This is a genomic window from Psychrobacillus sp. FSL K6-1267, assembly GCF_038003265.1.
GTDB lineage: Bacteria > Bacillota > Bacilli > Bacillales_A > Planococcaceae > Psychrobacillus > Psychrobacillus faecigallinarum.
On the sequence record NZ_JBBOOR010000001.1, the window covers coordinates 543,385 to 563,034 of the forward strand.

Annotated in this window: 18 protein-coding genes and 1 pseudogene; 12 read left to right on the plus strand and 7 right to left on the minus strand. The window is 36.5% G+C overall.

Features of this window, described 5'->3' with window-relative positions; translation table 11 throughout:
- Positions 1 to 271: 271 nt before the first annotated feature.
- Positions 272 to 862, plus strand: coding sequence for a GNAT family N-acetyltransferase (locus tag MHB55_RS02610; RefSeq protein WP_144539925.1), 591 nt, complete (start codon positions 272 to 274; stop codon positions 860 to 862).
- A 115-nt stretch (positions 863 to 977) separates the two neighbouring features.
- Here the strand turns inward: MHB55_RS02610 and MHB55_RS02615 are convergent, their stop codons facing one another.
- Together MHB55_RS02615 and MHB55_RS02620 are read right to left on the minus strand one after the other, a co-directional pair.
- Positions 978 to 1,829, minus strand: a complete 852-nt coding sequence (locus MHB55_RS02615; protein WP_340862488.1) for a DegV family protein — start codon at positions 1,827 to 1,829, stop codon at positions 978 to 980.
- A 73-nt stretch (positions 1,830 to 1,902) separates the two neighbouring features.
- Positions 1,903 to 2,484: a glycerol-3-phosphate acyltransferase gene (locus MHB55_RS02620; protein ID WP_154311592.1), complete on the minus strand. Its 582-nt coding sequence runs from the start codon at positions 2,482 to 2,484 to the stop codon at positions 1,903 to 1,905.
- 188 nt (positions 2,485 to 2,672) lie between these two features.
- Here MHB55_RS02620 and MHB55_RS02625 point away from each other — a divergent pair, with 188 nt between their 5' ends.
- Positions 2,673 to 3,251 carry a nitroreductase family protein gene (locus MHB55_RS02625; protein ID WP_154311590.1) on the plus strand — a complete coding sequence of 193 codons (579 nt, stop codon included), beginning with the start codon at positions 2,673 to 2,675 and terminating at the stop codon, positions 3,249 to 3,251.
- A gap of 46 nt (positions 3,252 to 3,297) precedes the next feature.
- On the opposite strand, the gene MHB55_RS02630 is transcribed toward MHB55_RS02625, so the two are convergent.
- Both MHB55_RS02630 and MHB55_RS02635 read right to left on the minus strand, forming a co-directional pair.
- The gene (locus MHB55_RS02630) at positions 3,298 to 4,065 is read right to left on the minus strand and encodes a hypothetical protein (RefSeq protein ID WP_340844079.1); all 768 of its coding nucleotides are present in this window, start codon (positions 4,063 to 4,065) and stop codon (positions 3,298 to 3,300) included.
- 118 nt (positions 4,066 to 4,183) lie between these two features.
- The gene (locus MHB55_RS02635; RefSeq protein ID WP_340862489.1) at positions 4,184 to 5,581 is read right to left on the minus strand and encodes a dipeptidase; all 1,398 of its coding nucleotides are present in this window, start codon (positions 5,579 to 5,581) and stop codon (positions 4,184 to 4,186) included.
- Between the two features lie 233 nt (positions 5,582 to 5,814).
- Here MHB55_RS02635 and MHB55_RS02640 point away from each other — a divergent pair, with 233 nt between their 5' ends.
- The 5 genes and pseudogenes from MHB55_RS02640 to MHB55_RS02660 all read left to right on the plus strand — a co-directional run bounded on the left by MHB55_RS02640 (position 5,815) and on the right by MHB55_RS02660 (position 10,722).
- Entirely contained in the window at positions 5,815 to 6,189 is a 375-nt protein-coding gene (locus MHB55_RS02640) for a VOC family protein (RefSeq protein WP_340862490.1), read from the plus strand.
- Positions 6,190 to 6,277: 88 nt separating this feature from the next.
- A pseudogene (locus tag MHB55_RS02645) lies at positions 6,278 to 6,964 on the plus strand (cyclase family protein).
- A 507-nt stretch (positions 6,965 to 7,471) separates the two neighbouring features.
- A complete protein-coding gene (locus MHB55_RS02650) occupies positions 7,472 to 8,377 on the plus strand; it encodes a cation diffusion facilitator family transporter (protein ID WP_144539908.1) in 906 nt (301 codons plus the stop codon).
- Between the two features lie 306 nt (positions 8,378 to 8,683).
- Complete coding sequence (locus MHB55_RS02655; protein ID WP_225215978.1) at positions 8,684 to 9,949, plus strand: hemolysin family protein; 1,266 nt, start codon at positions 8,684 to 8,686, stop codon at positions 9,947 to 9,949.
- A gap of 224 nt (positions 9,950 to 10,173) precedes the next feature.
- Positions 10,174 to 10,722: an RNA polymerase sigma factor gene (locus MHB55_RS02660; protein ID WP_144540056.1), complete on the plus strand. Its 549-nt coding sequence runs from the start codon at positions 10,174 to 10,176 to the stop codon at positions 10,720 to 10,722.
- A 297-nt stretch (positions 10,723 to 11,019) separates the two neighbouring features.
- Here the strand turns inward: MHB55_RS02660 and MHB55_RS02665 are convergent, their stop codons facing one another.
- The 3 genes from MHB55_RS02665 to MHB55_RS02675 form a co-directional block, all read right to left on the minus strand.
- Positions 11,020 to 12,582: an ABC-F family ATP-binding cassette domain-containing protein gene (locus MHB55_RS02665; RefSeq protein WP_151111451.1), complete on the minus strand. Its 1,563-nt coding sequence runs from the start codon at positions 12,580 to 12,582 to the stop codon at positions 11,020 to 11,022.
- Between the two features lie 205 nt (positions 12,583 to 12,787).
- Positions 12,788 to 12,970, minus strand: coding sequence for an SE1832 family protein (locus MHB55_RS02670; RefSeq protein WP_340862491.1), 183 nt, complete (start codon positions 12,968 to 12,970; stop codon positions 12,788 to 12,790).
- Positions 12,971 to 13,017: 47 nt separating this feature from the next.
- Positions 13,018 to 14,022, minus strand: a complete 1,005-nt coding sequence (locus tag MHB55_RS02675) for a hypothetical protein (RefSeq protein WP_340862492.1) — start codon at positions 14,020 to 14,022, stop codon at positions 13,018 to 13,020.
- Between the two features lie 112 nt (positions 14,023 to 14,134).
- On the opposite strand from MHB55_RS02675, the gene MHB55_RS02680 reads away from it, so the two are divergent.
- The 5 genes from MHB55_RS02680 (at position 14,135) to MHB55_RS02700 (ending at position 19,387) form a co-directional block, all read left to right on the plus strand.
- Positions 14,135 to 14,890, plus strand: a complete 756-nt coding sequence (locus tag MHB55_RS02680; RefSeq protein WP_151111447.1) for an NAD-dependent epimerase/dehydratase family protein — start codon at positions 14,135 to 14,137, stop codon at positions 14,888 to 14,890.
- Positions 14,891 to 15,119: 229 nt separating this feature from the next.
- Complete coding sequence (locus tag MHB55_RS02685) at positions 15,120 to 15,686, plus strand: NADPH-dependent FMN reductase (RefSeq protein WP_144539898.1); 567 nt, start codon at positions 15,120 to 15,122, stop codon at positions 15,684 to 15,686.
- 433 nt (positions 15,687 to 16,119) lie between these two features.
- Positions 16,120 to 16,638, plus strand: a complete 519-nt coding sequence (locus tag MHB55_RS02690) for a sigma-70 family RNA polymerase sigma factor (protein WP_340862493.1) — start codon at positions 16,120 to 16,122, stop codon at positions 16,636 to 16,638.
- Positions 16,631 to 17,941, plus strand: coding sequence for a DUF4179 domain-containing protein (locus tag MHB55_RS02695; protein WP_340862494.1), 1,311 nt, complete (start codon positions 16,631 to 16,633; stop codon positions 17,939 to 17,941). The genes MHB55_RS02690 and MHB55_RS02695 overlap by 8 nt, the downstream gene beginning before the upstream one ends.
- A gap of 147 nt (positions 17,942 to 18,088) precedes the next feature.
- Entirely contained in the window at positions 18,089 to 19,387 is a 1,299-nt protein-coding gene (locus MHB55_RS02700) for an arsenic transporter (protein WP_340862495.1), read from the plus strand.
- The last annotated feature ends 263 nt before the right edge of the window (positions 19,388 to 19,650 follow it).

Here is a 19,650-nt window from a genome sequence, read left to right on the forward strand (position 1 = left end):
AGCGACTAAAGCAAAAGTACCTCAATGCTAAAGAATCAGTATTAGAGACAAGTAATCTTACAAATGTATTTTCAGACTTCAAAATTTTGAACAAATACCTTATTCCAACAATATAAAAGTTGATTTTGTAATTGATACTGATACAGATAGGATTTACTCACCCTCTTATTAAACTAACTGGACCTTTACTTCTAAAACTCCTTTTTCAAAAGCCGGTTGAATATTATGTTAATATTAGTTTAAACAGATATAGAGGAGGGAATTTACATTTATGATAAAAATCGTCGGGCAAAAAGTTGAATTGAAAGAGGCTAACCAACAAGATATTGATGACTTATATTATTGGAAGTATGAAGATAAGAAACAAGAAGCGAAGAAATGGAATGGCCCTTACATACCTGAGACTAAAATAACAAAAGAAGAGTTTAAAATAAATTGGGATAAAGACTATCAAATTGCACCCAACACTCCTAATTCATTAATCATTTTTGTAGGAAATAAATTAATTGGAACGGTAGGCTCTTATTGGGTAGATAAAAACACTAATTGGTTAGAAACTGGAATAGTCATTTATGATAACAATTACTGGAATGGTGGCTATGGAACCGAGGCTTATAAACTCTGGATAGATTTCTTATTCAGTTCTACTGATTTACATAGGTTAGGAATGTCAACGTGGTCAGGTAATGTAAGGATGATGAAGGTAGCAGAAAGAATTGGGATGAAAGAAGAAGCACGAATAAGAAACGCTAGAATGGTTGACGGGGAATATTTTGATGCAATTAAGATGGGAATGTTACGAGAAGAATGGGAAGAAAAACAGGGAATTGATAAATCTAAAGCATCCTTTTTAATGCACTAACGGGTGCTTAAGTAAAAAATGGACATCAAAATGGAATGAGCTTGGAGATGTATTCTCCAGCTCATTTTTTATGGCTTTTTAAAATCAAACTTTAGCTTTTATATGGCATGAAGATTTAAGGGGCGTACCATAATACTGCAATTGTATCCTCCCCTGCGTGTACTGCTAGTGAGGTACTTATTTCTCCTATAACTATGTCTAATTGTGGACAGTGAAGCAAAAGGGCTTCTTTTAAATCATTTGCTTGTTGTAGGGCATTGGCATGCATAATATAAATCGTCTTACTTCCTTCATTATTTGCTGAATCAACCACTTTATTGATTAAATACTGAATTGCCTTTATATGTGATCTAACTTTATCGAGCTCTTGTAATTCGCCTTTATTGTTTATCTGTATTACAGGTTTTATTTTTAACAGAGTGCCTAAGTAAAACTGAGCGCTACTTAACCTTCCACCTTTATAAAGCTGCGTAAGATTTCCTATTAAAATATAATTATTAAATTTAGTAGCCTCTGTCTTTAAATTGGCTACTATTTCTTTGTAAGGAATTCCATCTTCATCAAGCTTCATTCCCTTTTCTACCAGACCGGTAATCCCTGCTGATAGAGAAAGAGAATCGATACAATCAACTTCTACTTGGGCAATTTGCGCTCCAGCTACAGACGAGGAAAGGGTACCACTTAAGCTTTGTGAAACATGAATGGCGATAATAGAGCTATATTCGGTACTTAGTTTTGTATACAATTGAGCAAATTCTCCAGCTGAAGGCTGTGAGGTTTTTATGGAATCAGCCCCGTTTCTGATTCGCTCATACAACTGCTCGGACGTCAAATCGACACCATCGACAAATTGTTCCGTTCCAAAGTGAATGTTGATAGGTACAACATATACGTCTGGATGATTTCTTAATAAATTACTTATATAAGCACTGCTATCTACTACCCATGCGATTTTTTGTGAGGTCATTACTTACATCCTATCTATTTTAATTTTAATCATAATTAGGAAATCATACTCCTGTTAAATTCTTTAATATCAATTAATTTAAATTGGATTTGTTCCACCAACGTTCATGCCAGGAATCTACTACATCATGTCGGTGTTTTATTATAATGATTATAATTATTAAGGAAAGAGGTGCCAAATCTTGATATTCCGGTATAACTAAACATAGAATACCGTATGCACTAAAGGCTAAAATCATGCTTAATGTTGCACTGCGGATAACGGAAAGTAAGAGTAGAAAAACGACTGCCAGCATTCCGAACAAAAAAGGGTTAAGAGCAAGTGACACCCCTATAAAGGTAGCAATTCCTTTTCCTCCTTTTCCTTTTAACCAAAGGGGGTAAAGGTGACCAATTATAACGAAGAAAGCCCCGGTAGCAATAGTAAGGATAGAGAAATCTAAAACATAGCCTACATAAAGAACTAGAATGCCTTTTAATGCATCACCAACGAAGGTTAAACCAAAGGCTGCCTTCCCTAAAACTGCGCCAGCATTCCTAGCGCCGAGGTTGCCACTGCGTTCCGTCCTTAAATCTGTATTTTTCCACTTACCGACCCACCAGGCTGTAAGGAAATTACCAACAAAATAGCTGAAAATCCAGTAGAGTAGGAGCAATGTATCACCTCAAAAATGTTAGTAATGTATTAATACACAAAAGAAAAAATTCCCATTTGTTTTATTTTACACTAAGATTTAAAGTAACGTTACATAAAACTAGGTAACAACTGAAAGACTTTTAAACTCTGATATAAATTGGTATGATTGAATGGATGAAAAAGACTGACAATTAAGAGGGTGTAATAATGAATGAACAATCATTGACGGTAAAAGATGCAATTATTCAAAGAAGATCTATAAAATTATTTAATGGACAGCCTGTAGACAGAGAAGAGCTACTATCTATTATGGAGGACGCTCTATGGGCACCTAATCATCAGCTAAGACAGCCATGGCGCTTTATCGTCGCATGTGGGTCAGAATTAAATGAATTACATGAGCTGTTAAAAGAATATGGGATACCGAAATGGCATGAGCTTTCAGAGGATGCCTTAGAAAAACAAATGCAAAAGTATAAAAATCCAGGTGGTTATGTATTTGTTATTGTTCCGGAAGATGCACGCCAAAAGGAACGTTTAGAGGATTATGCTGCAGCTAGCATGCTTGTTCAAAATATCCAACTGTTAGCATGGGATCGAGGCATCGGATCATGCTGGAAAACGCCAGGATTCCTAGATAATCCAAAATTTCGTGAATCTTTAGGAGTAAAGCCAGGAGAACGTATCATTAGCATGTTACAGGTCGGTTATTATGACGAGGCTCCTAAACCAAAACCACGAAAGAGTATAGAAGAAGTTATCACATTCTTTGGAAACGAGAACTAACTAATATTGAGGCGAGTAAGAGTGGGGGGGCCCATTCTTACTCGCCTTATTTTTTATAGTAAGGGGGGGATTTACCGCCTTCGCTATGAAGAGATACTGAATTCCTATTGACTATATATGAAACAGAATAGGTCCCATTTACATACCCTTTTTCCCAGGTTTCTGTAAATGTAACGAGATACTGATCATCACCTATTTTTCTAGCAGATGTTTTTCTAGATACGTTAAAACCTTCAATGTTACCGCTCCATTTATCCTTCTCTTTTGGAAAGTTACTAGAAATAGTGTCTTCTCCAGATGTTGCAAGCGCAATTGCCTCTTCACTAGTAAAAGGTGGCCGAGATTCTGAAATTAGGGAGAAAAATAACCAGAGAACCACAGCAAGAGCAATCGGAGAAAGAAATCCAAAGGTAATATGGCGGCCGTCCAAATTTTTAGTATATAACCATCTATCAACTATGCTGTATATGAGGGCAGGAACAATACCTAAAAACATAAGGTCTAATTTCTGGTAAAAGAATAGACCACCAAAAAGAGCATGAAACAAAATATATAACCAATTATACTTGGGCATTTTTTTTCTTAAGATAAATTCTAGGAGGAGGGAGACAGGTGTGCCATATATAAGTATGATGAATCCGCTATAGAAAAATAAAATCAAAGCCCAAGCTATGAACTCTTCACCACGACTATACGGCGGAATAGAATCATTGCCAATCAAGTTATAAGAAGAAAAAATTAAACCAAAAATCATTGCAGTAATAACAGGTGTAATAACCTTCCTAGCAATTAGCTTTATGCCTTGTACTTGCATTTGAGTACTCTCCTTCTATATGGGATGTTAATCCATTTAATGAATAATTATACATTAGGAGGATAATAAAAACACATGAATTCAAAAAGAAGCCATGTGCTAAATTATATTATTATTATTATTTTTTTAATTCTTCTTTTGATAGGCTAGACAGTTCATTATAGTAATCACCAATAACACGTAATCCCTTATCAAAATTATCTAAATGGAAATGCTCATTAGGAGCATGGAAGTTTTCGGTAGATAATCCGAAGCCCATCAATACTACTGGTAGTTCAAGAATTTCATCGAAAGCTGCTACGATTGGAATTGATCCACCACCGCGAGTATAAGCAGTTGGTACAGCATATATTTTTTCGTAGCTGCGACCTGCTGCTTGAATAGCAGGATGGTCAAAAGGTGTGATGAAAGGTTTTCCTTTATCAAATTCAGTTACTTTCACTGTTACACCGGCTGGTTTATGCTTTTCAATATGTGCTTTCAGTTTTGTAACAATTTCTTCAGGGTCCTGATCTGGTACTAAGCGACAAGTAATTTTTGCTCCTGCCTCGCTCGGTAATACAGTTTTAATACCTTCCCCAGAGAAACCACCAAATATCCCATTAATTTCGAGAGTTGGACGTGCCCAAACACGTTCTAGATGAGTATATCCTTTTTCACCAAATAACTCAGTGACGCCAACTTCTTGTTTCAAATCATCCTCGTTGAAACCAAGAGCAGCGTATGCTTCACGTTCTTCTTCCATTAAAGGACGAACATTATCATAGAAGCCCTCTACTTCGATGGTACCTTCTTCGTCACGGAAAGACTCTAAAATGGAGACTAACGCATGGATGGAGTTTTGTACACCGCCACCGTAAAGTCCAGAATGTAGGTCGCCTTTTGCACCTTTTACATCAATTTGAACACCACATAAACCACGTAAACCATAACAAACTGCTGGTTGTCCAGGTCCTTGCATACCTGTATCGGAAATAACGATTACATCTGCTGCAAGCTTATCCTTATTGCTTTCGATGTACTCTTCTAAATTAGGGCTGCCAACCTCTTCTTCGCCTTCTATTAGGAACTTCACATTGACAGGTAAGGATCCCTCAAGTTCAAGAAGTGCTTCGACAGCTTTAACATGCATAAATACTTGACCTTTATCGTCACTAGCACCACGTGCATATAGCTTGTTATCGCGTACCTCTGGATTAAATGGTTCAGATTCCCAAAGGTTCAAAGGGTCTACAGGCTGAACATCGTAATGTCCATAAATAAGCACAGTTGGCTTGTCCTCCGCATGTAACCAATCAGCATACACTACTGGATGCCCCTTTGTTTCATCAATCACAATATTTTCTAGACCAGCTTGCTTAAATGAATCTGATAGCCATTCTGCACCCTTTTGCATATCGGCTTTGTGCTCTGATAAGGATGAAATGCTTGGTATACTAAGAAATTTTTTCAATTCTTCTAAGTGTTTTTCTCTTTTTTCTGCAAAGTAATTGTCTAAGATTGTTAGTTGGCTCATGGATCCATCCTTCTTTCTAAAGATATAGTAAAAACAGTATAGCATAAGTTTTGTGACAACTAAATAACTCGGAGAATCTAGTGGCGCTAAGGTTTTAGAAGAGATATATGATTATCATTAGAAGTACCAAATAGAGAAATATAAACATTTAGAAAAGAAAGACTATATTTAAAAGGTATTTTGTTTCCGTTTAAAGAATAGTAATAAAATTACAATATCAGGGAGGAATACAATTGTTTGAAAATCAAACTATTTTTAATGGCAATGTAGTTGTTTGGTGTTTTGTGAAGGATTTATCGGCTTCAGTGGATTGGTATACAAACATATTAGGTATCAAACCTACTAACAACATTGATGTTGCATACTTTTTCCCTATAAATGAAAATACAAAACTAGCAATTAGTAATCGTTTCAAAGCCAGTGATTTAAATGTGTTGCCCAAAAGTGTTGCTTTGGATTTGCAAAGTGATCACGTTTTCGAGACGCACAGCCTATTGAAGGAAAAGGGAGTTCAAGTCCAAGCGATAGAAAATCCTGTATTAAATTATCACGAGTTTTATTTTAAAGATTTAGATGACAATTTAATTAGGGTACACGGTTTTGCTTAAAGAGGGAGTATTCTTCTAGGTGCTATCTACAAGAAGATAATATTCACTCTATAGAATTTACAAATAAATATATAGGGAGCATGCCAGAATGAAGAAACATGTTGAAATTGGTTACCCGATTTATGAAGGAATGCCCGTTTATCCAGGTTTACCGGAAGTGAAATTAGAGCCGAGAGAGCGTTTGGAAAAAGGAGATGACTGGAATGGTAGCGTATTGAGCATGTATCTTCACGCTGGGACGCATGTGGATGCCCCCTGGCATCATTTAAATAATGGCAAGGGAATAGACGCTATTCCAATTGAAGACTTCATTTAATAAAATCCGTTGTTAATCGATTGTCCAGTAGGTCCAAACGGCTTTATCACTTTTGAAAAGCTAGAGGAATATGAAGAATTGAAGGAAGCTGATATTCTAATTTTTAATACTAGCCACTGGAAATATCGTGAAAATGATTTCGAAAAATATGCTAATAACTTCCCATCTGTTTCACCGGATGCAGCCGAATATATACGGACGAAATTGCCGAACTGTAAAGCTGTAGCCATTGATACTTTAAGTATTGAAAACTTAACAGAAGCGAAAGAAAATGGCTATTTTGTCCACCATGCTTTTTTAGATCATGAAAGATACGAGGAACCGACAATGCTTATCTATGAAGACATCAATCCTGAGCCCTTAATAGGCAAAAAGATCATTTCTGCTTTTACAGCACCTTTACGTATCAAAAATCATGATGCATCTGTTGTTAATGTAGTGGTCCAAATTGAAGAATAAAAAAATGATGTGTACTACTTTATAAAAGTATAGAAGGGTATATGCAATTTCAACTCTTATAGTACAAAAACTCTTCAATATACTAGATTCGAATATCATAAAAAAGAACAGTGAAAGTAACCATCTAAAATTGAACGCCACAAACCTAATCTATATCTAACAAGGGACAAGATGATTTAAAGTTTTACACACGAAAATTTATCGTGTTAATTTTAGCGACAGAAGTATTACATGGGGGTGGCTTATCCTTCACACGTTTTGTTATGTTTTTTCAGAAAGAATTTATGTGGAAGTCATTCTATGTATTACATGTTCACACTTTTCCTAATTAACTGGATTCGTTTATAAAGTTTCAAAAATGGAAATTCAAGGGTACTACACGTAAAACTATCTTTAAATACGAACAAATGCTATAATGAAAAAACTAACTATAGAGGTTACCCATTGTCGTTTAGGCAATGGGTAGCCTCTTTCGTGTTTTTAGGGAAGTTGCGGAGGGGAAACATTTTGGAGCTATACACAAACTTGCGCGCAGGTGAAAAAGGCGCATACTTATCTATAGTCACATATATTGTGTTAAGTGTATTTAAATTAACAGTTGGATATTTCGGAAATTCAGAGGCATTACGTGCGGATGGTCTTAATAATACTACAGATATTATTGCATCCGTGGCAGTACTGATCGGGCTACGTATTTCACAGCGGCCACCAGATGATGACCACCGTTATGGCCATTTTCGTGCAGAAACAGTATCCTCTTTAATAGCTTCGTTCATTATGATATATGTAGGGATCGAGGTACTGATCTCAGCTGTAGAAAATATGCTACATCCGACAAATGAAGATCCGGAAATAATAACAATCTTTGTGTCACTAATAAGTGCCGCAATTATGTTTGCTGTATATAAATACAACTACAAGCTAGCTGAAAAAGTAAAAAGTACTGCTGTAAAGGCTGCTGCTTACGACAATCGTTCGGATGCTTTTGTAAGTATTGGAACAGCAATTGGTATTGTAGCGGCAATTATTGGATTCCCTATAATTGATACAATTACAGCTTTTATCATTGGAGTTATTATAATCAAAACAGCAATAGATATTTTTAAAGAAGCTGTATATCTATTAACTGATGGATTTGATAGTAAATTCTTAGCCCAAGTCCGTGCAGAAGTGGAAAATATGGCGCAAGTTCGTGAAATTAATGAAATTCGCGGTCGTCAGCATGGAGGTATGATGTTAATTGATATTACTATTAGTGTCAATCCACATTTAAACGTTAGGCGCTCACATGATATCTCCGATAGAATTGAAAAACGGATAGAATCATTAAATAGTCAGGCGGTAACCTTTGTACATATTGAACCGTATGATCCAAAGGAAATCGTCATTTCTGAAGATGACTATCATTTTTAAATCAGGCTTTCTAAAAGGTGTATTTTTTCAGAAGAGTATTTACTTCGTTTACGCTGCTAGCCTATAGTCCGCTAAAGGAGTAGAAAATTTGTTTATTAATGAACTAAAACATCTTGAAGTCTAGTGGGGAAGAGTTTACAAATAGGAAATTTTTCATCCCTTTTTCTCATTTATTTTGTGGAAACATAGGCTTGGACTTTTTTATTCCATAGCTTTTGAATCGCGTTTGTTTTGTGACAACTAAAATGACAGTATGCTATAGTTATAAGAAGAGATTTGAACGTGAATAAATAGGAGGATATAAAATTGTACATAGAATTTGTACTTTTAGCTGTGTCTATCGTGGTTTCCTTTTTTCTTTCAGGAAGCGAAACAGCATTAATGACAGTAAATAGGACCAAGGTCCAGCTGAAAGCTGAGCAGGGGGAGGTAGCTGCAGTAAAATTACTTGCCCAGCTGATGAAGCCGGACCGGATGATTATTACTATCCTCATTGGTAATACAATAGCAAATACATCCATGACGTTACTAGCCATATTGATAGCGGATTATTATGATTTGCATATTGGTTGGTCTGTAGTAGTTGTAGCAGCATTTATTATATTATTTTGTGAGGTATTGCCTAAGACAATCGCTGCAACTTTTTCAGAAACGGTTGTCTACATGGTAGCTCCTTTTATAAGATTCTTAGTGGCAATACTTCGACCAGTGACCTTCTTGATTGCTGAGTTTACGAATATGCTAATCAGAATAGGGTCAAATGGTGCAGTAAAAGAGACAATGATTACAAAGGAAGAGCTGCTATCAATGGTGGATTTAGCATCAAATGATGGCACCTTTGAGGTAGAGGAGTCAGAGAGAATAAGAGGGATTCTAGATTTCCCAAATAAGGATGTCTCAGATGTTCTCTGTACTCATAGAACAGACGTAGTAGGTATCCCAATAGAGGCAACCTATGAGGAAGTAAGGGATACAATTTTAGAGCATTCGTACACACGCTATCCTATATATGAAGATAGCTTAGATACAATTGTTGGGATGTTTTATTCTAAAAAACTAATAGAGTGGTCGATTGAGCCATCTCTTATTCTAGAAGATATTATTGATAAAGAGCCATTGTTTGTAGTACAAACGCTAAGTGTGGAAAAAGTGTTTAAGCTTATGCTCAACCATAAAAAGCATATGGCTATTGTATTAGATGAATATGGCGGTACTCTTGGTATTGTGACTCATGAAGATTTAATAGAAGAAATGATTGGTCAAGAGATTGAGGATGAAACGGATGATGATGAAGAGATTCTTTTATTTGAATCATCCGAAAGCCAAATTGTATGCTCTGGACGCTTTGAAATTGAAGAGCTAAATGAAATGCTTAAGCTTGCTATTGAAACAGAGAATGATACAATAGGCGGGCTCGTTTTAGAGCAGCTTGGTCATGTGCCAGAAGAAAATGAAAAATTCCGTTTTGAAAACCTTTATATAGAAATAAATGAAATGGAGCGCAATAGAATCGTCCGGGTAACAATTACTAAGGACACAGAAGATGCTTCAAATGAAACACAAGAGGATTAATTTCTCTTGTGTTTTTTTGTACCCTAAGATTTTGCACGCCGCGGAACGCACCCGCCTAAAGCGAAAATCAATCATCTATAGTTCGTACTTATCTTGAAACTTTCTGGTACGTTTTTATGGTTTCTTACACGTTTGTAATTTTTCTGAAAGAGAATCCGATGGAGGGTAAGGTTATGGTTTGGCATTATATAGTTATAAAGAAAAGCCAACCGGAGGATATTAAAATGCAAATTACAATTGAAAATATATACGAAGAATATAACCGTTACATATATTATTTATGTTTGAAACTAACAAAAAATCCTGTAGAAGCAGAAGACTTAATGCAAGAGGTATGGATGAAAGTTGTAAGGTACGAGTCTTATATGAAGGAAGTAGATCATATTAAAGCATGGCTGACTACTATTTGTATGAATACATTCCGCGATCGCTATCGTAAGCAAGTGAGACGTAGTAAATACGTAGCCAACCAACCAGAGCAATTAGATATTTCCTTGCTTGACCTCATCGCATCAGACGTTTTATCTGTAGAGGAGCAGCTGGAAAAAGAAGATGTTTGCGAAATTGTTCGTACAAAAATTTCTGAGCTAGATGCCATTTACCAAAAAACTGTAATGTACTTCTACGTTCATCAATTTTCACTGAATGAAATTGCTGAGGTCATGAAGGTTTCTATTGGAACAGTAAAATCACGATTATTCAGAGCAAAACAGCGCTTAAAGGAAATGATTATGAATGATGAAATGGCAAAAGAATCGTTAGCTTTTGCTTAATCTAAGGAAGCACCTACAAATAAGAGACGTGAAATCGTGTCATAGGTTTCACGTTTTATATTTTTTTAGTTAGGCTTTTTGAATTTCATCGATTATTATCTTAAGCAAACGAGCTTGGGGAAACAATTCCAAGCTCGTTTTTCCTGTTAATTTCTTTTTCATATCGCAGTTAGAAAATCTTAACAGAGGAAATGGCAAATACATAAGATGAATTTAAAGAAAAAGTACCAAAGAACTCAAAAAAGCTGATCGTGATACCTCTCACGATCAGCTTTTTATATCTATCAGGTCAAAATCTTACTCTTCAATAATTTCTTTTCCTGTAGAGAACCACTCTTCTACATTCCAAACTTTTGTAACTAAGCCTTCATAAAATTCAGGCTCATGGCTGACAAGGACAATCGTGCCCTTAAATTCTTTCATCGCACGTTTTAATTCTTCTTTTGCATGGATATCTAAATGGTTGGTCGGTTCGTCAAAAATTAGCCAGTTACTTTCTTCCATCATCAGCTTACATAAACGGACCTTCGCTTGCTCACCACCACTTAAACTGGAAAGGGGACGAGTAATGTGCTCACTTTTCAGGCCAGTGCGTGCTAAGGCTGCTCGAACTTGGCTTTGCTCCATGCTTGGATACGTTTCCCACACAGACTCAATTGGTGTAATGTTACCAGCTTTTACTTCCTGTTCAAAGTAAGAAGGGAATAAGAAATCGCCGCGGATTACTTTACCACCAATAGGAGGGATTTTCCCAAGTATCGTTTTTAGCAAGGTAGATTTACCAATTCCGTTCATCCCGACAAGGGCAATTTTTTCTCCACGCTCAATCGTAAACGTTAAAGGTGGAAGAAGTGGCTTGTCGTAACCAATCTCTAAATGCTCCGCTTCAATTACATAACGCCCAGAGCTACGAGACTCCTTAAAGCCAAACTCTGGCTTTGCTGCTGTCTCCGGACGGTCAATGCGCTCAATACGATCCAATTGTTTTTGGCGAGATTTAGCTCGTCCTGTTGTTGAGTATCGTGCTTTGTTTTTTGCTATGAATTCCTCTTGTTTTTTTATGAAATCCTGTTGTTTTTCATAAGCATCAAGATGCTGTCTTTTATTTAGCTCCGCAAGCTCTAAAAATTTCTCATAGGAAGCAGTGTAGCGTGTAAGCTTCGAAAATTCTAAATGGAAAATGACATCTACAATTCCATTCATGAATTCTGTATCATGGGAGATCAATAGAAATGCATGTGGATAGTTTTTTAGATAGTTGGATAACCAGTTGACATGCTCTTCATCTAAATAGTTGGTAGGCTCATCTAGTAAAAGAACCTTTGGCTTTTCCAATAAAAGCTTTGCAAGTAAAACCTTTGTACGCTGACCCCCGGATAGTGCCTCAACTGGGCGATCTAATCCAATTGCATCTAAACCAAGTCCTCTAGCTACCTCTTCTATCTTCATATCTAATGAATAGAAGTCACCAGCATCTAATGCGTCTTGAATTTCTGCCATTTGTTCAAGCAATACTTCTAATTCCTCAGGCGTGGCATCGCCCATTTTTCCAATAATCTCATTCAGCTCTTCCTCTTTTTTATAAAGAGGTAAGAACGCATCACGAAGTGTATCGAACATAGAACGACCTGGCTGTAAACGTGTATGCTGATCCAAGTATCCATAATGAGTACCAGGCAGCCATTCTACTCTACCTTCGTCATATATAATTTCTCCAGTTAAAATGCTCATCAACGTTGATTTTCCAACACCGTTTGCCCCTACAAGTCCTACATGCTCACCTTCAACTAAGCGAAAAGAAACCTCTTTAAATAATGTGCGATCTCCGAATGTATGTCCTAAATTTACTACGTTTAACATATGATTTTTTCCTCCAAAAAGAAAGCTCGCAAACGAATAAAACAATAATCTTTTCTGTATCTCTGCTCAAAAATGCATCGCAAAGATATTTTTTTCTGTATATGCTCTACAGAAGTTACAGACAGGAATAGTTATGAAATCAACCCATCGAGGGACGGATTTTACATATTCTATTTCTCCCGTCTGCAAACAGAAAAAATACGTTTTACAGTTCAGCGAGCTGTTTGTTTAGTTCTGCAAGGTCTTCTTCCATTTTGGCTAGTCTACGTTCAGCATTTTCTACTTGAGCAGGATGTCCGTTAGATTCAAGCTTTTCCATGTCGCCTTGTAATCGAATATAGTCCATTTTCAACTCAGCAATTTGTGCTTGTAGCTGTTGTTTTGTCATGAATGTTCACCTTCAGCTTTTTGCTTCATTGTAGCATAAATATTAACTTAATGCGCAATTTCTTCTTCCTCTTTTTTTGAGACTATAACTTGCTCTATAAGTCCAACAACTTCTTCTAAATGGTTGCTAAAATCAAGCTGCTTTTGTTTGTACTTATAAGCATTTTTACGATTTTCATGAAGAATGATCTCCATCACAGCATTTTGCAGATAGGATTGTTTAATTTTTCTTCCTAGACCGAGGTTAGCGAAGCCATGTTTTTCTGTGGGGAACCCATAGTTAACCTCTTCTTCATGTGCGCATAGGATTATACAAGGAACATTAAATTGTGAAACCAAATAAGGGACATAGGATCCAGAGCTTATAACGATGTCGCTTAGGGGAATATAAATTTCTGGTTCATTGGTTTTTATAATGCCAATGGATTTTCGCGTAAGCGCGAAACGCTTTAGCTCAGTCACATCGTGCTTGTATTGGTCATTCACAAGAACGCTAATGCGTAATGGAATATGAAGCTGAACAAGATGTCTTAGTGTACGGTACGTTAAATTTTCAGGGTCTTCATATGGAAAAGCTACCACTATATGCGGGGGAAGGTCCGGCATGTTATTATTTTTATAAACAATCTTGTGTACTGGTATATAGCCGATAGGACCATAAACGTAGTTTTCCTTTGAAATCTCTTTAGGAGTTTCATAGAGTGCTTGAAAGACGATGTCTGCAAGCATACCACCATCTCCATGATCATCAAAATGGATAAGGGAACGGTTATCCCTTTTTAATCTTTTAATAAGATCCTTCTCGGAATTGCCGCTATCATGAATAATGCAATCCGGTTGGAAGGAATCCATTTCTGCCACTAATTGAGCATTCGTTTTATACAAACAGGGCTTAATCTGCTGTTTTTCTAAGTAGTTAATCAGGCTTGTATTAGAAGCAGGCACAAAAACTTTATTTTCCTTCGCCTTCATTGCAGAAATCAGACTGTTTGCACGATCGGCAGGATATAATCCTCGATGAGGCAATGTGTTTAATAGGTAAGCTAGTTTCAAGTTTCATCATCTTCCTTTCCGACATATTCTTTCTATTGTATGGAAAAGGACAGGGGTATATGACAATACATTCAGGAAAGGTGCAGTCTTGCATTAAGAAGGGGGTATAAAAATGGCAAAGCGAACGGCTATAGTTGTGGGAGCGACCGGGTTTACGGGTCAGTTTTTAGTAAAGCAATTATGTGAGAGTGAAGAATATGCAGCAGTGTCTATTATTACAAGGAGAAAGCCGGAATACGATCATCTAAAGCTAGACGTAAAAATAAAGGATTTTAATCGACTAGAGGAAGAGGATTTAGAAATCGCGGATGATTTATTTTGCTGCTTAGGAACAACGATAAAAAAAGCAAAAACAAAAGAAAATTTTCAAAAAGTAGATTTAGAGTATCCTCTTCAAATTGCTTCCTTAGCGAAAAAAAGAGGGATACCTAATTTTTATGTCATCTCTGCAGTTGGTTCAAACAAAAAATCTCCTTTTTTCTACAGTCAGGTGAAGGGACGATTAGAGGAAGAGCTAATAGAGCTCAATATGCCGAGTCTCTCTATTTTTAAACCATCCTTGATAATTGGCGGGAGAGAGGAATTTAGACTGGGAGAACGTGTTTCCGAAGGGTTATTTAAAGCACTAAATCCAGTGTTTGTTGGTCCCTTAAAAAAAATGAGAGCGATTCATGGGAGACAGCTAGCTTATGCGATGTATCACTATGCGCTTTATGGAAAGAAAAGCAAAGTAAATATATATCAAAATATAGATATTATAAATGCTAGACCAATAGAGACTACAGAAGATCAGCCTATATCTAGGGAAGAGCTATTTAACTGGGAGAAAAGAGAGGGTCTCTTTGTAGAAAAGGAAAAACAGGAGTAGGGGATATAGAGGTAAATATGTAATTGTCGTTCATGCTAAAAGTGCATATACTGCATTAATCTATGTTTATCCCGCTTTTAGACGGGTTAAAACTGGGAATTGCCCAGAAGAAAAAAGGAAACAAGCTTTCTCAGTCAAAAGGATGAACTTCATCAAACAGGAACTTTTCTACTAAAATGGGGCTATTTTTTTGATATAATAAAGAGCGAAAAAAGGAGGTTCTGTTAAGGTGAAAATTCTATTGGTAGACGGAACAATTATCGGGACGAAAACAGGTGTGTTATTAGAACAAGTGAAAGACTATATAGAAGAATTAAATAAAGACTACACTTTGGAAATCATTAAGCTTTCTAACTATGAGCATCAATTTGTAGACGGTCGACCATTTCAGCAATATAACGATGATATGAAGCTATTGGTCAGCAAATTCGATCAGGCAGACGGGTTTATTTTTGCTACGCCTATCTTTCAAGGGTCTATTCCAGGCGTATTAAAAAATACTTTCGACTTCTTGCATCCAAAATCGATGCGTTACAAGCCGGTTTCCATTGTTGCTAATGGTGGGACCTTTCAACATCATCTAGTAGTAGAAAACCAACTAAAGCCAATACTTGACTACTTTAAATGCTTAGTTACTCCAAACTACGTTTACACTCAAACAAGCCACTTTGATGAAAATAATAAAATTATTGATAAAGATGTCCATGTTCGTTTGAAAGAGCTTGCTCGCGTGTTTGTTTTATATGCTGACATGAGTCAAAACCTGACAAAAGAGGCAACGATTCGTATTAATTAATATGGCTCTCCGTATCATCCATGTGAGCTTTATGACTGGACAGCTCAAATTGATGACCTTGGGTTAAACAAATGAATAAAAAATTATTGTAGCTTAATCAAAGCCCCCAGCTGGGCTAACTATTGAAAAAAATTCATTTTATGACCGGATAGCAGTGATTTATAACCGGATAAAAATATTTATGACCGGATAGCTCGAATTTACGACCGGATAGAAAAATTTATGACCGTTGGGTGAAATAAGCTCATAATTTCTTCTTAGGCGAAAGCGCGAACTCAGACTATAAACAAACTCAAAGAAATTTGAAGTTTGTTTATAGTCTTTTTGTGTACTTGCAGTATCGAGTTTCTATTTGTAAAAATTTTATTTTCAATGAACTTTTTCTTTGTTCGGGTGTCTAATGTATATCAGTAAGCCAAAAAGGGGTGTCCATGTGGAAGAGTTAGAAATTGCAAAGAAAGCAATACAAAGAGATGAGCAGGCTTTTTTGCAATTAATGCAGGTACATAAAGCTGCTCTCTATCGAACGGCATATGCTTTTCTGAAAAATGAGCACGAGGCGATAGAAGCAATGCAGGAAGTAACATTTAGAGCCTATCAAAAAATTCATACAGTAAAAGAACCAAAATATATAAAAACTTGGCTAGTCAGAATCATGATCAATTACTGTCAAACTCAGTTAAAGAAAAATAGGCGCTTTATATCAGGGGAGGTACTTCAAGAACTGAGATATGACGAAAACAGCTCTTATTTAGAAATAGATGAAGCAATTTCATCCCTGTCGGAGAAGGAACAGCAACTCATTCATATGAAATACTATCAAGACTCTAAAATTAAGGAAATAGCAAAAATAGAGAATATTCCTGAAGGAACGGTAAAGTCTCGGCTCAATAAAGCTCTAAAGTCATTGAGAAATTTTTTATCGGAGAAAGGAGGTGCCGATCATGTTTGAGAGAGAGGAAGAAATGATAAACGAATCAAAGAAACGTTTAGAAGAAGTCTCGATTCCTGATGAATTGGTAAACAGTGCGATTCAAGAAGGCCTACAAAAAGCAAAGGCAAAAAGGCGTAAACGCAGAAAAACAATTTGGACTCTTGGAGTGGCAGTTGTGCTCATACTGGCTTTTACGACTTCCATACGTGTTTCTCCTGCTTTTGCAAGTGCAGTTGCATCCATACCGGGTTTGGAACGATTTGTGCATATACTTCAGCCGGAGTTCGATAAAGGCTTGGAAGCAATTATCGAAAATGAATACTATGAGCCAATTGCAATCAGTCAAACGAGGAATAATATTACCTTTACATTAGATGGAGTAATTATAGATGAGACTGGAGCAGAAATTTTCTATACACTCGAAGCACCAAGGTCTATAAAAAATATAGACTATGGAGATATAAAATTTTTGAATGGAGATAGAGAATTGGTGGGCTCCATAGCGTATAATTCTCCCAATCAGGAAGATGATAATCGAAAAACAGACAAGTTTAGTTTTACCTTTGTTGATATAGAAAAATTTAAAACGAAGGATTTTACTATTAAGTTTGAAGTCGAAGAGGGAAGAGAAGATTTAACGTCCTTCGAAATCCCATTTACGATTAAAAATGACCTAATGAACGGTAAAGTATTCGAGGTAAACGAAGAAGTAGTAATAGATGGTCAAAAAGTTTTTGTAGAAGAAGTGAAAATTTATCCACTTCGTGTAGCACTTACCATGCGCTTTGATGCGGGAAATGATATGGTGCTTCTCCAATTTGAAGATATCCGACTAGAGGATGAGAAAGGTGAGATCTGGAGTTCTATACGAAATGGCTCTTCTGGCTTTGGGGGATTAGGAGATTTAGAGAAAACCTTCTTTTTACAAAGTAATTATTTTAAAGAGCCAAAGGAGCTATACTTAAAGTTTGATAAAGTGCAGGCACTACCGAAGAAGGAAAGCTACCTTTTAGTCGATTTTAGTAAAAAGGAAATTTTAGAACAACCCTCCTTTGAAAAAATAAAAGTTACGAAAATTCTTTCAGAAGGTTTGGAACTGGAATATAAACCTATTAAGGAAAATCATACTTATTCCTTATTTTCTCGAGGAGAGAATGCGAATGGAGAGTACGTAGATATGCCATATCAGTCAAGCTGGCAGGATGAGGAATACCAATATGCCAGTATACAACTTGAAGGAAATATTATGAATCCAGTGAAGCTACCTTTTGATGCTTATCCAAATTATTTAAAGGGGTCAGCATCCATTCAGATAAAGTAGACAAAAGGCGAGAGTGCTGTTAAATCAGTATTCTCGTTTTTAGCATGGATACATACTTTAACAAAACTCCACAGCTTCTATTTACTAAATTCAAACAACCCTTTATAGTAGTATTATTTGAGTATTGGTAGTAGTGGAGGGCTTTTTGTGGTTTCAACTGTATTGGCAATTATTATTTTTATCATCACGCTCGCGCTTGTTATTTTACAGCCTAGAAATTTGTCGATTGGCTGGTCTGCCTGTGGAGGAGCATTAGCAGCCCTTTTAGTAGGAGTGGTCGATTTTCAGGACGTACTTGATGTAACAAGCATTGTCTGGAATGCAACTCTGGCCTTCATAGGGATTATTATTATTTCCTTAATCTTAGATGAGGTTGGTTTTTTTGAATGGTCTGCACTCCATGTAGCAAGAGCTGCAAAGGGAAATGGAGTACGCATGTTTATCTTTGTAACTGTATTAGGTGCTGTGGTCTCTGCATTATTTGCAAATGACGGAGCAGCCCTGATTTTAACACCAATCGTGTTGGCTATGGTACGTAACTTAAACTTCAATGAAAAAATGGTATTCCCATTTATCATGGCAAGTGGATTTATCGCAGATACTACCTCGCTTCCATTTATCATAAGCAATCTAGTAAACATTGTTTCTGCTGATTTTTTCGGTATTGGGTTTGTAGAATATGCTTCCCGAATGATCGTGCCCAACCTGTTTTCATTGGTAGCTAGTGTAGTCGTGCTTTATTTATTCTTCCGAAAAAGTATTCCAAGGAATTATGATACCTCTGACTTAAAGGAGCCAATGGATGCAGTTAGAGATTTGAGAATGTTCAAGCTCTCTTGGTATGTCTTAGCTATTTTGTTGATAGGTTATCTCTCTAGTGAGTTTATTGGGGTACCAGTTTCCTTTGTAGTAGGAATTATAGCGATATTCTTTTTGCTGATGGCTAGAAGAAGTCCTTCTATTGAAACAGGTAGAATTGTGAGGGGAGCACCATGGAACATCATATTCTTTTCGATTGGAATGTATGTAGTTGTCTATGGACTACAGAATGTTGGCATGACTTCTATCTTGGCAGATGTAATCCAATCCGCTTCAGACAATGGTTTGTTTGTCGGAACTATTTCCATGGGCTTTATCGCAGCTATTCTTTCCTCGGTGATGAATAATCTTCCAACGGTCATGATTGATGCATTAGCCATTGCGGAAACGTCCACAACTGGGATTATGCGTGAGGCACTCATTTATGCGAACGTTATAGGATCGGATTTAGGACCGAAAATCACTCCAATCGGTTCACTTGCAACATTGATTTGGCTGCATGTCCTGTCTCGTAAAGGAGTAAAGGTTTCCTGGAGTACATACTTTAAAGTAGGAATAGTCCTTACTGTACCAACACTTTTTATAACATTAGTGGGCCTATATATTTGGCTACTGGTCATTTTATAAAAAAACGTCTGAGTTCGTTGCTCAGACGTTTTTATGTATGTACTTATGTTTAAAATGTTAAGAAATATTCCAAGATTAGTCGTTGCAGCATAATTAGCACCCGAAATTGACTAAAAAAGTTTACTCTATTGAACAAACTTCACTTTATGACCGGATAGCGGAGGTTTATGACCGTATAAAAAAATTTATGACCGGATAGAGCAGATTTATGACCGGATAGAAAATTTTATGACCGGATAGAACAGATTTCTGACCGCTAAGCA